12 protein-coding genes are annotated in these 12780 nt (G+C 70.4%); 9 read left to right on the top strand and 3 right to left on the bottom strand.

Going from position 1 to position 12780, the window contains the following annotated elements; all coding sequences use genetic code 11:
• Positions 1–288 precede the first annotated feature (288 nt).
• Both asd and MNQ95_RS00705 read right to left on the bottom strand, forming a co-directional pair.
• A complete protein-coding gene (gene asd / locus MNQ95_RS00710; protein ID WP_162409101.1) occupies positions 289–1137 on the bottom strand; it encodes an archaetidylserine decarboxylase in 849 nt (282 codons plus the stop codon).
• Positions 1134–1787, bottom strand: coding sequence for an SCO family protein (locus MNQ95_RS00705; RefSeq protein WP_241953507.1), 654 nt, complete (start codon positions 1785–1787; stop codon positions 1134–1136). The genes asd and MNQ95_RS00705 overlap by 4 nt, the downstream gene beginning before the upstream one ends.
• Positions 1788–1919: 132 nt before the next feature.
• Between MNQ95_RS00705 and prmB the strand changes: the two genes are divergently transcribed.
• The 7 genes from prmB to MNQ95_RS00670 all read left to right on the top strand — a co-directional run bounded on the left by prmB (position 1920) and on the right by MNQ95_RS00670 (position 9601).
• Positions 1920–2849: a 50S ribosomal protein L3 N(5)-glutamine methyltransferase gene (gene prmB / locus MNQ95_RS00700; RefSeq protein ID WP_241953506.1), complete on the top strand. Its 930-nt coding sequence runs from the start codon at positions 1920–1922 to the stop codon at positions 2847–2849.
• Positions 2850–2987: 138 nt separating this feature from the next.
• Positions 2988–4103 (top strand): chorismate synthase, encoded by a 1116-nt coding sequence (aroC, locus tag MNQ95_RS00695; RefSeq protein WP_241953505.1) that lies wholly within the window; start codon positions 2988–2990, stop codon positions 4101–4103.
• Between the two features lie 4 nt (positions 4104–4107).
• Positions 4108–5175, top strand: coding sequence for a 2-hydroxyacid dehydrogenase (locus MNQ95_RS00690; protein ID WP_241953504.1), 1068 nt, complete (start codon positions 4108–4110; stop codon positions 5173–5175).
• A gap of 126 nt (positions 5176–5301) precedes the next feature.
• The gene (locus MNQ95_RS00685; protein ID WP_241953503.1) at positions 5302–6327 is read left to right on the top strand and encodes an aspartate-semialdehyde dehydrogenase; all 1026 of its coding nucleotides are present in this window, start codon (positions 5302–5304) and stop codon (positions 6325–6327) included.
• Positions 6328–6436: 109 nt separating this feature from the next.
• Positions 6437–8158, top strand: coding sequence for a type IV pilus assembly protein FimV (locus tag MNQ95_RS00680; RefSeq protein ID WP_241953502.1), 1722 nt, complete (start codon positions 6437–6439; stop codon positions 8156–8158).
• Between the two features lie 19 nt (positions 8159–8177).
• Positions 8178–8951, top strand: a complete 774-nt coding sequence (gene truA / locus MNQ95_RS00675; protein WP_162409111.1) for a tRNA pseudouridine(38-40) synthase TruA — start codon at positions 8178–8180, stop codon at positions 8949–8951.
• Positions 8948–9601, top strand: a complete 654-nt coding sequence (locus MNQ95_RS00670) for a phosphoribosylanthranilate isomerase (RefSeq protein ID WP_162409113.1) — start codon at positions 8948–8950, stop codon at positions 9599–9601. Before truA ends, MNQ95_RS00670 begins: the two co-directional genes overlap by 4 nt.
• A 41-nt stretch (positions 9602–9642) precedes the next feature.
• Here MNQ95_RS00670 and MNQ95_RS00665 read toward each other — a convergent pair whose 3' ends face one another.
• Positions 9643–10539 carry a LysR family transcriptional regulator gene (locus tag MNQ95_RS00665; protein WP_241953501.1) on the bottom strand — a complete coding sequence of 299 codons (897 nt, stop codon included), beginning with the start codon at positions 10537–10539 and terminating at the stop codon, positions 9643–9645.
• Between the two features lie 96 nt (positions 10540–10635).
• Between MNQ95_RS00665 and trpB the strand changes: the two genes are divergently transcribed.
• Positions 10636–11847 (top strand): tryptophan synthase subunit beta, encoded by a 1212-nt coding sequence (gene trpB, locus MNQ95_RS00660; RefSeq protein WP_241953500.1) that lies wholly within the window; start codon positions 10636–10638, stop codon positions 11845–11847.
• Between the two features lie 110 nt (positions 11848–11957).
• Positions 11958–12761, top strand: coding sequence for a tryptophan synthase subunit alpha (gene trpA / locus MNQ95_RS00655; RefSeq protein WP_241953499.1), 804 nt, complete (start codon positions 11958–11960; stop codon positions 12759–12761).
• Positions 12762–12780 lie beyond the last annotated feature (19 nt).

The following is a 12780-nucleotide window of genomic DNA, read 5'->3' as shown; positions in this document are numbered from 1 at the left end:
ACCGACGACGTCGGCGTGTGCGACGCTCCGGCATTCAGAGGATGTCGGTGTCGCGGTCATGCCGCTCCTACAAGGATCAAGAGCGTGCAGGACGCCAGCGCAGCGGCTGCGTGCGAGGCCTGACGCGCCGCGGACGGGTGCAGGACGTATGCGGTTGGAAAGCCTGCGGAACACGGTCCACGGAGGCGGCGCGCAGTACGCGGCGCTGGGGCGCGCCTCGCTGACGCGCGATATCGCACAGGCGGGTAGGGTCGTGTAGCGCCCGCAGGCGCCGCCAGTAGCCGTTGCTCAGCTTCGACGGTGCGCCAGCGCCTGGCCCAGGCGCACCGGTGATTCGGCGGCAAGCCCCGGCGCCAGCGTCGCTGCACCCGGCGGCAGCAGCACGATGACCGTCGAGCCGTAGTTGAAGCGCGCCATCTCGGCGAAACGCTCCAGCACGATGCCCTTGCCACGCCAGTCCTTGCGCGTGATGTCGTCGCCGTAGGCCGGGATCTCCTCACCGCTCCACACCGTTTCCACGCCCGATACCAGCAGCGCACCGACCATCACCGAGGCCATCGGCCCGAAGTCGGTGTCGAAGTGGCAGACCAGCCGCTCGTTGCGCGCGAACAGTCGTGGCACCTTGCGGACCGCGGCCGGGCCGACGCTGAACAGCCGGCCGGGCACGTGCACGGTCTCGCGCAGGGTGCCTGTCCAGGGCATGTGCACGCGGTGGTAGTCGCGCGGCGACAGGTAGACGGTTGCGAAGCTGCCGCCGGCGAATACCCGCGCCGCTTCGCTGTCGCCGAGCAGTTCGGCCGCCGTGAACGACTGACCCTTGGCCTGGAAGATGCGGCCGTCGGCCTCGATCGCGCCGAGCTGGCTGATCCGCCCGTCGGCGGGCATCAGCAGCGCACGCGGATCCGGGTCGGGCGTGCGCGCGCCGGGCTTCAGCGCACGGGTGAAGAAAGCATTGAAGCTGGCGTACGACGCTGGATCCGGGTTGGCGGCCTCGGCCAGGTCGACATCGAAATTGCGCAGCACCGTGTCGATGAAGCGCTGCTTGAGCCAGGGGTTTTCCGAGTAGGCGGCGCTGCGCGCGATCGAGGACAGCAGCCGGTGCGGCAGCACCCAGCTCAGCGTGGTGGCCAGGCTCACGGCGCGCGGTCCGCGGCAGTCAGCAGGGCCAGGTCGCTGGCGATGGCCTGCGGCTGGAACGGCGGGCGGATCAGCCCGGCCAGGCGGCCCTGCGGATCGAGCACCGCGATGTTCGCCGAGTGGTCCACGCTGTAGTCCTGCGGGTTCTGTTCGAAGTTCTTGCCCGGCACCTTCATGAAGACGAAGCCGACGGAGGTGGCGAACTTCTCCAGCGCGGGCACGTCGGCGGTGGCGGCCAGCGTGTCCGGGTGGAAGGCGTGGGCGTACTCGCCGGTCTTGCCGGGCGTGTCGCGATCGGGGTCCACCGACACGAACAGCACGCGCGGGCGGGTGGATTCGGGCAACGCTTGCCACTGCTTCTGCGCCTGGGCCAGCTCCGCCAGGGTCGTGGGGCACACGTCCGGGCAGAACGTGAAACCCAGGAACACCAGGGTCCAGTGCCCGGCCAGTTCGCCGGCGACCAGCGGGGTGCCATCGGACTGGCGCAGGTTGAAGGCCGGCAGCTCGCGCGGCTGCGGCAGCAGGGTCACGGTCTGCAGCGCCGGCGCGGCGGGCGCGCGCTCGCCGCCGAGGAAGTGGCGTGCGGCCAACAGGCCTAGGCCGGCGGCCAGCGCGGCGACCAGGATGTAGCCGAAGGTGCGGTTGAACATGCGGAAGGCGTCCGGAAGCGGCTTTCGGGCCAGCCATGATACGTGCGGCAGCGGCGGGCAGGGCCGTCGCCGCCGGCCAATGGCCTATAATCGCCGGCCTTTCCCGATGATGCGCCCGCGTGGCGCCGCGCCATGACCGCAGATCCGGCTGCCGAGCTGCACACCATCATCGACCTGATCCGCTATGGCGGCAGCCGCTTCAACGAAGCCGGGCTGACCTTCGGCCACAGCTACGACAACGCGATGGACGAGGCGACCCAGCTGGTCCTGCACGCGCTGCACCTGCCGCACGACCTGAGCCCGGTCTACGGCCAGTCGCGGCTGACCACCCGGGAAAAGCACAAGATCCTGGCCCTGTTCCAGCGCCGCATCGACGAGCGCGTGCCGGCCGCCTACCTGGCCGGCGAGGCGTGGTTCGCCGGCCTCAACTTCAAGAGCGACGCGCGCGCACTGGTGCCGCGCTCGCCGATCGCCGAGCTGATCGAAGGCGGCTTCGAGCCCTGGCTGGGCGGTCGCGAGGTGCGCCGTGCGCTGGACCTGTGCACCGGTTCGGGCTGTATCGCCATCGCCATGGGCCACTACAACCCGGACTGGCAGGTCGACGGCGTGGACATCAGCGACGACGCGCTGGCCCTGGCCGGCGAGAACAAGGCGCGCCTGCACGCCGGCAACGTCACCCTGCTCAAGTCCGACCTGTTCGCCGGCCTGACCGGGCGCCACTACGAGCTGATCGTCACCAATCCGCCCTACGTCACCGACGACGAGACCGACGCGCTGCCGAAGGAATACTCCTACGAGCCCGAGCTGGGCCTGCGCGCCGGCCCGGACGGCCTGGACCTGGTGCTGAAGATCCTGCGCGATGCGCCGCTGCACCTGTCGCAGGACGGCCTGCTGATCTGCGAAGTCGGCGAGTCCGAACAGCACCTGGTGAAGCTGCTGCCCGAACTCGACCTGGCCTGGATCGAGTTCAAGGTCGGGCAGATGGGCATCTTCGCGGTCGAGTGCCGCGAACTGATCACGCACAACGCGCGCATCGCCGAGCTGGCCGCGCAGCGTAAATGACGGCGCATTCGCGCGTGCGCTGAGCGCGTGCGACCGTTACCGCGGCAACGTTTCCGGCGTCGCTGCCGCACTGCAGCAGGCGGCGCCGAATATGCGATCCTTGCCCGTCTCCCCACCGGTTCCCCGCGGAGCGGCGCCTTGAGCAGCAACACCTTCGGCAGACTGTTGTCGGTCACCACCTTCGGCGAATCGCATGGGCCGGCCATCGGCTGCGTCGTCGACGGCTGCCCGCCGGGCCTGGAGCTCGCAGCGGAGGAGTTCGCGCACGACCTGCAACGGCGCGCCACCGGCAAGTCGCGGCACACCTCTGCGCGGCGCGAAGCCGACGAGGTCGAGATCCTTTCCGGCGTGTACGAGGGCCGTACCACCGGCACGCCGATCGCGCTGCTGGTCCGCAACACGGATGCGCGCAGCAAGGACTACGCCGACATCGCCGCGCAGTTCCGCCCGGGCCACGCCGACTACAGCTATTGGCAGAAGTACGGCATCCGCGACCCGCGCGGCGGTGGCCGCAGCTCGGCGCGCGAGACCACCATGCGCGTGGCCGCCGCGGTGATCGCCAAGAAGTGGCTGCAGCAGCGCCATGGCGTCAGCGTGCGTGGATTCCTCGCCCAGATCGGTGACGTGAAGCCAGGTGGCTTCGACTGGAGCGCGGTGGAGGACAACCCGTTCTTCTGGCCGCATGCACCGCAGGTGCCGGAGCTCGAAAGCTACATGGACGCGCTGCGCAAGTCCGGCGATTCGGTCGGCGCGCGCGTGACCGTGGTCGCCGACGGCGTGCCGCCGGGCTGGGGCGAGCCGATCTACGGCAAGCTCGACGGCGAACTCGCATCGGCGCTGATGAGCATCAACGCGGTCAAGGGCGTGGAGATCGGCGACGGCTTCGACGTGATCGCGCAGAAGGGAACCCATCATCGCGACCTGATCGCGCGGGAAGGATTCGCCAGCAACCACGCCGGCGGCATCCTCGGCGGCATCTCCACCGGCCAGCAGGTGGTCGCTTCGATCGCGCTCAAGCCGACCTCCAGCCTGCGCCTGCCCGGGCCGACGGTCGATGTGAACGGCAATCCGGTCGAGGTGGTCACCACCGGCCGCCACGATCCCTGCGTCGGCATCCGCGCCACGCCCATCGCCGAGGCGATGGTCGCGCTGGTGCTGATGGACCAGGCGCTGCGCCATCGTGCCCAGTGCGGCGATGTCGGCACGATCACGCCGCGCATCCCGGGCGGCCCTGGCCTGGGCGACGCGGGATAGACCGATGCCCGGCGACCGTCCACGCGTGTGGGTTTCGCAGCCGCTGTTCGACGATATCGTCGGCCAGCTGGCGGCGCATTGCGACGTGGATGCCGCGACCGAAGTGAGCCAGTACGCCCCGGCCGCGATCGCCGCTGCGCTGCGCGGCGTCGACGGCGCACTGGTCACGCTCAACGAACGCATCGGCGCGGATGAACTTGCCGGCGCCCCCCGGCTGCGCGCGGTCGCCAACGTCGGCGTCGGCTACAACAACCTCGATATCGCCGCGCTGGACGCGCGCGGGGTGATCGCCACCAACACGCCGGATGTCCTCACCGAAACCACCGCCGACCTGGGCTTCGCCCTGCTGATGGCGGCTGCCCGCCGGATCACCGAATCGGAGCGCTGGCTGCGCGAGGGCCGCTGGGACCAGTGGTCGTTCTCGACCATGCTGGGCGCCGACATCCATGGCAGCACGCTGGGCATCCTCGGCATGGGCCGGATCGGGCAGGGCATCGCCCGCCGCGGGCACCACGGCTTCGGGATGGACGTGCTGTACCACAACCGCTCGCGCCTGCCGGGCGACGTCGAACGCGAAACGGGTGCGCGCTACGTCGATTTCGACGCGCTGGTCGCCCGGGCCGATCATCTCGTGCTGGTGCTGCCGTACTCGCAGGCGTCGCACCACGTCATCGATGCGGCGGCGCTGGCGAAGATGAAGCCCACCGCCACGCTGGTGAACATCGCCCGTGGCGGACTTGTCGACGAACTGGCCCTGGCAGACGCGCTGGCGAACGGCCGCCTCGCCGCGGCCGGGCTGGACGTCTACGAAGGCGAGCCGGACGTACGCCCTGAGCTGCTGGCTTTGCGCAACGTGGTCCTCACCCCGCACATCGGCAGCGCCTCCCTGGCCACGCGCCGGGCGATGGTGCAGCTGGCCGTGGACAACCTGCTGGCCGCGCTGGGCTTCGGCCCGCAGGCCGGTCATCCGCCGACTCCGGTCACCGCGACGATTACCGCGAAGGCCGTCGCCACGAAAGCCGCCACTACCGGGATTGCCGGCGCGGTCAAAACCGCGAACGGCAAACGGTAGGGAACCACCCAGGCGCTCGACGCGATCGGGCAGCACCCGGGACGAGGTTCCCCGAATACGGCACGCACGCGCATCGCGCGACATCGCATCCATTCAAACCCAGACAGAACACAAACGAGAACATCCATGAGCACTGCAGAACGTCGTTTCACCGTCGCCGTCGTCGGCGCCACCGGCGCGGTCGGCGAGACCATGCTGGCCATCCTGGCCGAGCGCCAGTTCCCGGTGGGCAAGCTCATCGCCCTGGCGTCCGAGCGCTCCGCCGGCGGTGATGTCCTGTTCGCCGGCCGCAAGGTCGACGTCCATGACCTGGCCAAGTTCGATCCCACCGGCGTGGACATCGCGCTGTTCTCGGCCGGCGGCTCGGTGTCGAAGGAATACGGCCCGAAGTTCGCCGCCGCCGGCGCGGTGGTGATCGACAACTCTTCCGCCTTCCGCTACGACGACGACGTGCCGCTGGTGGTCTCGGAGGTCAATCCGGAAGCGGTGAAGAACCGTCCGCGCGGGATCATCGCCAACCCGAACTGCTCGACCATGCAGATGCTGGTCGCGCTGGCGCCGATCCACCGCGAGTACGGCATCGAGCGGATCAACGTGGCCACCTACCAGTCGGTGTCCGGCGCCGGTCGCTCGGCGCTGGAGGAGCTGGGCCGCCAGACCGGCGCACTGCTCAATTTCCAGGACGCCGATCCGCAGCGCTTCCCGGTGCAGATCGCCTTCAACCTGATCCCGCAGATCGACGATTTCATGGACAACGGCTACACCAAGGAAGAGATGAAGCTGGTCTGGGAGACGCGCAAGATCCTCGGCGACGACAACATCCAGGTGAATCCGACCGCGGTGCGCGTGCCGGTGTTCTACGGCCATTCCGAGGCGGTGTCGATCGAGACCACGCGCAAGGTCACCCCGGAAGCGGCGCGTGCGCTGCTGGAGAACGCGCCGGGCGTGGAAGTGGTCGACGAGCGCAAGCCGGGTGGTTATCCGACGCCGGTGACCCATGCCTCGGGCAACGACGCGGTGTACGTCGGCCGCATCCGCGAGGACCTGTCGCATCCGCGCGGCCTGAACCTGTGGATCGTCTCGGACAACATCCGCAAGGGTGCCGCCCTCAACGCGGTGCAGCTGGCCGAGCTGGTCGCGAAGGAAGGCTGAGCCGGCCGCGGCGCGGACGGGGTCCGCGCCGCGGTGTCGATGGTCCGAGCCGGGGAACGGGCCGTATCCCGGCTCCTACAACGGCGGGGCCTCGGCTATAGTGCGCCGCATGAGCACAAGGGGACGGGGCGCGACGCGCCCATGGCATTGGCTGTTGGGAATCGGCCTGGCGCTGCTCAGCAGCGGGGCGATGGCGCTTGGCCTGGGGCAGATCCGGGTCCTGTCATCGCCGGGGCAGCCTCTGCTGGCCGAGATCCCGATCATCTCCAACGAGCCCGGCGAGCTGGAGAACGCGCGCGCGCGGCTGGCCTCGCCGGAGACCTTCGCCCGCGTCGGCCTGCAGCCGCCGTCGGGCCTGGTCAACGACCTGCAGTTCGAGATCACCAGCGACGCCCAGGGCCGCGCGGTCGTGCGCGTGACCAGCTCCGCGCCGGTGGACGTGCCGGCACTGGGTTTCCTGGTCGAGGTCGACTGGGGACAGGGACGGTTGGTGCGCGAGTATTCGGCCCTGGTCAACGCGCCGCAGACCGCGGTGGCGATCGAGGCGCCGGCCATCCAGGCGCCGCAGGCGATGCCGTCCGATGCGATCGTCCGCGAAGCGCAGCCCGCCCCGACCGCGCCAGCGTCGATCCAGGAATCCGAGCCCGCACCCGTGGCGCCCGCCCCGGTTCCCCGAACCGCCAGCGTCGACAGCGGTGCCAGGCTCGCGGCCGGCGACGTGCTGGCCCGGATCGAGCGCGGCCAGACCCTTTCCCAGGTCGCCGCGGGCATGGATCGCGGCGGGCACACGCTCGACGAAGCGATGGTCGCGCTCCTGCGGGCCAATCCGGAAGCCTTCATCGGCGGCAATATCCATCGCGTGCGCAGCGGTGCGGTACTGCGCATGCCCGGCGCGGCCGACTTCGGCCAGGCCGATGCGGCAGCCGCGGCGGCACTCGTGCGCGAACAGACCGCACAGTGGCGGCAGGCGACGCGGCCGGTCCAGCAACCGGCCGATGCAGGCACGACGCCGATCGCGGCCAGTGCCGCGGCTGCGCCGGCACCGCCTCCGGCGCCAGCGGCAGGCGCATCGGGCGCCCGGCTGGAAATCGCACCGGCGGTCGCGGCGGCCGGTTCACAGGCGACAGAATCCGGACTCGGCGCCGGCGGCGAGGGCGACATGCTGGCAAACGAACAACTGCGTCAGGCCCAGGAAGACCTGGCTACGCGCGACTCGGAGCTGCAGGAACTGCGTACCCGGGTCGAAGACCTGGAGAAGATGCAGCAGGCGCAGCTCAAGCTGATCGAACTCAAGGACAGCGAACTGGCGGCCGCGCAGCAGACGCTGGCGCAGACCAATGCCGCGTCGGCGACCCCGGGGGCTTCGGCGCCGGTGTGGCTGTGGGGCGGGCTGGGCCTGCTGGTGACGGCCGCCCTGGTGTGGTGGCTGGCGCGTCGACCCAAGCCGATGTCGATCCCGGCCAGCCGCCGCAGCGGATTCGATGCGGCCGCGCTGGCTGCGGCGCTGCCGCAAGCCTCGCCGGAGTCGGCGCATGCCGATGATGGCGTCGATGAGGTGGAGCACGTGCGCGAAGAGGCACCGTCCTACCCGGCGCCGACCCATCCGGACGATGGCGCGGTCCCGGCCTGGCACACCGGTGCCTCCGGCGCGGCGATCGGCCTGGCTTCGCTGAATCCGGCACCGGCCGGTCGCGAACGGCTGGAGCTCGCCATCGCCTACCTCGACCTGGGCGACGTGGAGACCGCACGCAGCCTGCTGCACGAGGTCGCCATCGGCCAGGATCCGTCCGCGCGCGACGAAGCGGCACAGCTGCTGCGCGAGATCGGTTGAGCCGGGGCGAGCGGCCGACATGCGTTACGCGTTGGGCGTGGAGTACGACGGCGGTGGATTCCAGGGCTGGCAGGGACTCGGGCCGTCCGGCCCGCCAACCGTGCAGGCCGCGCTCGAACGGGCGCTGAGCTCGGTCGCCGACCAGGCCATCACCGTGAGCTGCGCCGGGCGCACCGACGCCGGCGTCCATGCCGAATGCCAGGTGGTGCATTTCGACAGCAGCGCCGCGCGCGATCCGCGTGCCTGGACGCTGGGTGTCAGCGGCCGGCTGCCGCCAGCGGTATGCGTACGCTGGTGCGTGCCGGTGGCGGACGACTTCCATGCCCGTTTTTCCGCGCGCGCGCGCCGCTACCGCTACCGGCTGGTCAACCGGCAGGTGCGCCCGGCGCTGTATCGCCAGCTGATGGCGTGGGAGCGGCGCGAGCTGGACGCCGGTGCGATGCACCGCGCGGCCCAGTCACTGCTTGGCGAGAACGACTTCAGCGCCTTCCGCACGGTCCATTGCCAGGCGCCGCACGCGCGCCGCGACCTGCAGGAGATCATCGTCCGCCGGATCGGCGAGACGGTCGAGATCGAGGTCCAGGCGAACGCATTCCTCCATCACATGGTTCGCAATATCGTGGGCTCGTTGCTCGAAGTGGGCGCGGGTACGCAACCGGAAAGCTGGATCGCGCAGCTGCTGGCCGGGCGCGACCGCACCCTGGCCGGGCCGACCGCGCCGCCGCAGGGACTGGTGTTCCTGCGTCCGCTGTATCCTCCCCAATGGGCCCTTCCCGCGGAAGTGACGCTGTGAACCGCACCCTCTATCGCACCCGGATCAAGTTCTGCGGCATGACCCGTCCGGGCGACGTGCGGCTGGCGGGCGAACTGGGCGTGGATGCGGTGGGTTTCGTCTTCGCCCATGCCAGTCCGCGCCGGCTGACCGCGGCCGAAGCGCGCCAGTTGCGGCTCGCGCTGGCGCCGATGGTCAGTGCGGTCGCGCTGTTCCGCGACAACACCGCCGCCGAGGTGCGCGAAGTCGTGCGCCAGGTGCGTCCGGCCCTGCTGCAGTTCCATGGCGACGAGGACGATGCGTTCTGCCGCGCGTTCCGCGTGCCATGGATGAAGGCGGTGCCGATGGCGTCCGGCGAAGCCTGGGACGCCCATGTCCTGCAGCAGCGCTGGCCCAACGCCGACGGCTTCCTGTTCGACAGCCACCGTCGCGGCGGTGCCGGCGGCACCGGCGAAGCGTTCGACTGGAGCCGCATTCCGACCGGGCTGCATCGTCCGTTCGTACTGGCGGGCGGGATCACGCCGGACAACGCGTTCGACGCGATCCAGGCCACGCTGCCGTGGGCAGTGGACGTGGCCAGTGGCATCGAGGTGTCGCCCGGCATCAAGGACGGCGAGAAGATGCGCCGCTTCGTAGCCGAGGTGCGACGGGCGGACTGCCACAGCGACTAGCGAGGCCGGTGTTCCGCGTCCCCGCGGCTTCCTGGGCCGCTTCAGTCGCCGCTGCCGCCGAGTTCGTGCCGCAGCCAGCCTGCGAGCGCGCGGATCCGCGGGTCATCATTGCCGCGCAGCGTGCACAGCGCCCATTCGCCTCCGGTGGCCGCGAAGCCCCACGGTGCGATCAGGCGGCCGCTGTCCAGGTCGGCCTGGACCAGTTCCTGCGGCGCTATCGCCACGCCCAGGCCGGCGGCGGCGGCCTCCAGGAGGTAGGTGAGGTGGTCGAAGCCAGTGCCGGGCCGCCACGCATCGGGCGCCAGCGAATGCGCGGCGAACCAGCGTGGCCAGGCCTGCGGGCGCGAAGCGGTGTGCAGCAGCGGCTGCTCCAGCAGTGCCGCCGGTGGGGCTTCGCGCAAGGCCGCGTAGCGTGGATGCCGCGGACTCAGCACCGGGCCGATGCGTTCGGGGCCCAGGACATGGATCTGCCACTCGGATGGCAAGGGTGATTCGCCCAGCAGTAGCGCCGCATCCAGTCCCGGCAAGGCCGCATCGAAACCGCTCTCCTGCGCCGACAGGTGCAGCTTCAGCTCGGGCAGCGCCACGGCCAGGCGCTCGAGCCGCGGAATCACCCAGCGGGCCAGCAGGCTGCCCGGGCAGCCCAGGACCAGTGCCGCCGGGCGGCCGTCGCGGCGCAGGCCGGCCCAGGCCGTCTGCAGGGTGGTGAACGCATCGCCCGCTGCTCCGCGCAGGCGCAGGCCGGCCGCGGTCGGTGCGATGCCACGTCCCTCGCGCTCGAACAGCGGCGCCCCCAGCGCCTCCTCCAGGGTCCGGATATGGCGGCTGACCGCGCCATGGGTGACATGCAATTCGTCCGCGGCGCGGCTGATGCTGCCCAGCCGGGCTGCGGCCTCGAAGGCGCGCAGGGCGTTCAGTGGTGGCAGGGGGCGCGACATACATGTGAGTTTATCTCACATGATTGGCCGAAATTGTCGATTAACACGCATGGATGTGTGCGTTAGCCTGAGGCATCTCCGATCGCGACCCCGTCCATGTCCGCCCCTGTCGACTTCCACGCCTTTCCGGATGCTGCTGGCCATTTCGGCCCGCACGGCGGCCGTTTCGTCGCCGAGACCCTGGTCGGCCCGCTGCAGGAACTGGCGGCCGCGTACGACGCCGCACGCGTCGATCCGGCTTTCATCGCCGAGTTCGAGAAGGACCTGAAGCACTACGTCGGCCGCCCCAGCCCGATCTACCACGCGCAGCGGCTGAGCCGCGAAACGGGCGGTGCGCAGATCCTGCTCAAGCGCGAGGACCTGAACCACACCGGCGCGCACAAGATCAACAACACCATCGGCCAGGCGCTGCTCGCCAGCCGCATGGGCAAGAAGCGGATCATCGCCGAGACCGGCGCCGGCCAGCACGGCGTCGCCAGCGCCACCGTGGCCACGCGACTGGGCCTGGAGTGCGTGGTCTACATGGGCGCCACCGACATCGAGCGGCAGAAGATAAATGTCTATCGGATGAAGCTGCTCGGCGCCACGGTGATGCCGGTGACCAGCGGTTCGGCCACGCTCAAGGATGCGCTCAACGAGGCCATGCGCGACTGGGTGACCAACGTGGAGGACACGTTCTACATCATCGGCACGGTGGCCGGTCCCGATCCGTATCCGCGCATGGTCCGCGATTTCAACGCGGTGGTCGGGCGCGAGGCGCGTGCGCAGATGCTGGCCGACTACGGCCGCCTGCCGGACGCGATCACCGCCTGCGTCGGCGGCGGCAGCAATGCCATCGGCCTGTTCCATGCGTTCCTCAACGACGCCTCGGTGCGGATGGTCGGCGCCGAGGCGGCCGGCGACGGCATCGAAACCGGCCGCCATGCCTCCTCGCTGGCCGCCGGCCGCATCGGCGTCCTGCACGGCAACCGCACCTACGTGATCTGCGACGACGACGGGCAGATCATCGAGACGCACTCGATCTCCGCAGGTCTCGACTACCCGGGCGTGGGCCCGGAACACGCGTTCCTGAAGGACAGCGGCCGCGCCGAGTACGTCGGCGTGACCGACGAGGAGGCACTGGCCGCGTTCCACAAGCTCACCCGCACCGAAGGCATCCTGCCGGCGCTGGAATCCAGCCACGCCGTCGCCCAGGCGATCAAGCTGGCGCGCGAACTGCCAAAGGACGCGCTGGTGCTGTGCAACCTGTCCGGGCGCGGCGACAAGGACGTGCACACGATCGCCGCGCGCGAAGGCATCACCCTGTAGGCGCGTACCGACGGCGACCCGATGCGGTATCCATCCCCATGTTGAATGCGATGCCTGGCGAACCGCTCCACGAAGTTCGCAGGCGCGCCCCCAGACCCGACAGGCCACCCATGAGCCGCTTAGACAACAGGTTCGCGCACCTCCGCAGCGCCGGTCGCAAGGCCCTGATCCCCTTTGTCACCGCCGGCGATCCATCGCTGGAGGCGACCGTTCCGGTCATGCACGCGCTGGTCGAGGCCGGCGCGGACGTGATCGAACTGGGTGTGCCGTTTTCCGATCCGATGGCGGACGGGCCGGTGATCCAGCGCAGCTCCGAGCGCGCGCTGGCGCGCGGCGCGGGCACCGGCTACGTCTTCGAGTGCGTGCGCAGTTTCCGCGAACGCGACGCGCAGACACCCGTGGTGCTGATGGGCTACCTCAACCCGGTCGAGATCCGCGGCGCAGCGCGCTTTGCCGCCGGCGCGGTCGCGGCCGGTGTCGATGGCGTACTCCTGGTCGACCTGCCTCCGGAGGAGGCGGCCGGATTCCAGCAGGCGTTCGACGAGGCCGGGCTGGCGCTGGTGATGCTGGCTTCGCCGACCACCTCGCCGGAGCGTGCAGCGATGCTGAGCGCCAACGCCCGGGGTTACCTGTACTACGTCAGCTATGCCGGCGTGACCGGTGCCGACCGGCTCGATACCGGGGCGGCGGGCAAGCGCCTGCATGCGCTGCGTGCCGCTTCGGGGGTGCCGGTCGTGGCCGGCTTCGGCATCAAGGACGCGGCCAGCGCCGCCGCAATGGCCGTCGACGCCGATGGCGTGGTGGTCGGCAGCGCGCTGGTGTCGACGCTGGCCGATGCGCGCGATGCCGACGAGGCGGCGGCACGCGCGAAGGCATTCCTGGCTCCGTTGCGACAGGCGATAGACGCCGCCTGACGCGGGGATTGCCCCGCTT

It is taken from the genome of Pseudoxanthomonas daejeonensis, from assembly GCF_022637495.1.
GTDB classification, from domain to species: Bacteria; Pseudomonadota; Gammaproteobacteria; order Xanthomonadales; family Xanthomonadaceae; genus Pseudoxanthomonas; species Pseudoxanthomonas daejeonensis.
Note: the sequence above shows the minus strand (reverse complement) of the source record. Positions and strands in the feature narration are given on the sequence as shown.

Excerpts from the sequence above, each read along its gene's own strand:
- MNQ95_RS00685 (WP_241953503.1), top strand. The coding sequence starts at position 5,302 with ATGAGCACTGCAGAACGTCGTTTCACCGTCGCCGTCGTCGGCGCCACC.
- MNQ95_RS00680 (WP_241953502.1), top strand. The coding sequence starts at position 6,437 with ATGAGCACAAGGGGACGGGGCGCGACGCGCCCATGGCATTGGCTGTTG.
- prmB (WP_241953506.1), top strand. The coding sequence starts at position 1,920 with ATGACCGCAGATCCGGCTGCCGAGCTGCACACCATCATCGACCTGATC.
- MNQ95_RS00690 (WP_241953504.1), top strand. The coding sequence starts at position 4,108 with ATGCCCGGCGACCGTCCACGCGTGTGGGTTTCGCAGCCGCTGTTCGAC.
- trpB (WP_241953500.1), top strand. The coding sequence starts at position 10,636 with ATGTCCGCCCCTGTCGACTTCCACGCCTTTCCGGATGCTGCTGGCCAT.
- MNQ95_RS00705 (WP_241953507.1), bottom strand. The coding sequence starts at position 1,787 with ATGTTCAACCGCACCTTCGGCTACATCCTGGTCGCCGCGCTGGCCGCC.
- trpA (WP_241953499.1), top strand. The coding sequence starts at position 11,958 with ATGAGCCGCTTAGACAACAGGTTCGCGCACCTCCGCAGCGCCGGTCGC.
- truA (WP_162409111.1), top strand. The coding sequence starts at position 8,178 with ATGCGTTACGCGTTGGGCGTGGAGTACGACGGCGGTGGATTCCAGGGC.
- MNQ95_RS00665 (WP_241953501.1), bottom strand. The coding sequence starts at position 10,539 with ATGTCGCGCCCCCTGCCACCACTGAACGCCCTGCGCGCCTTCGAGGCC.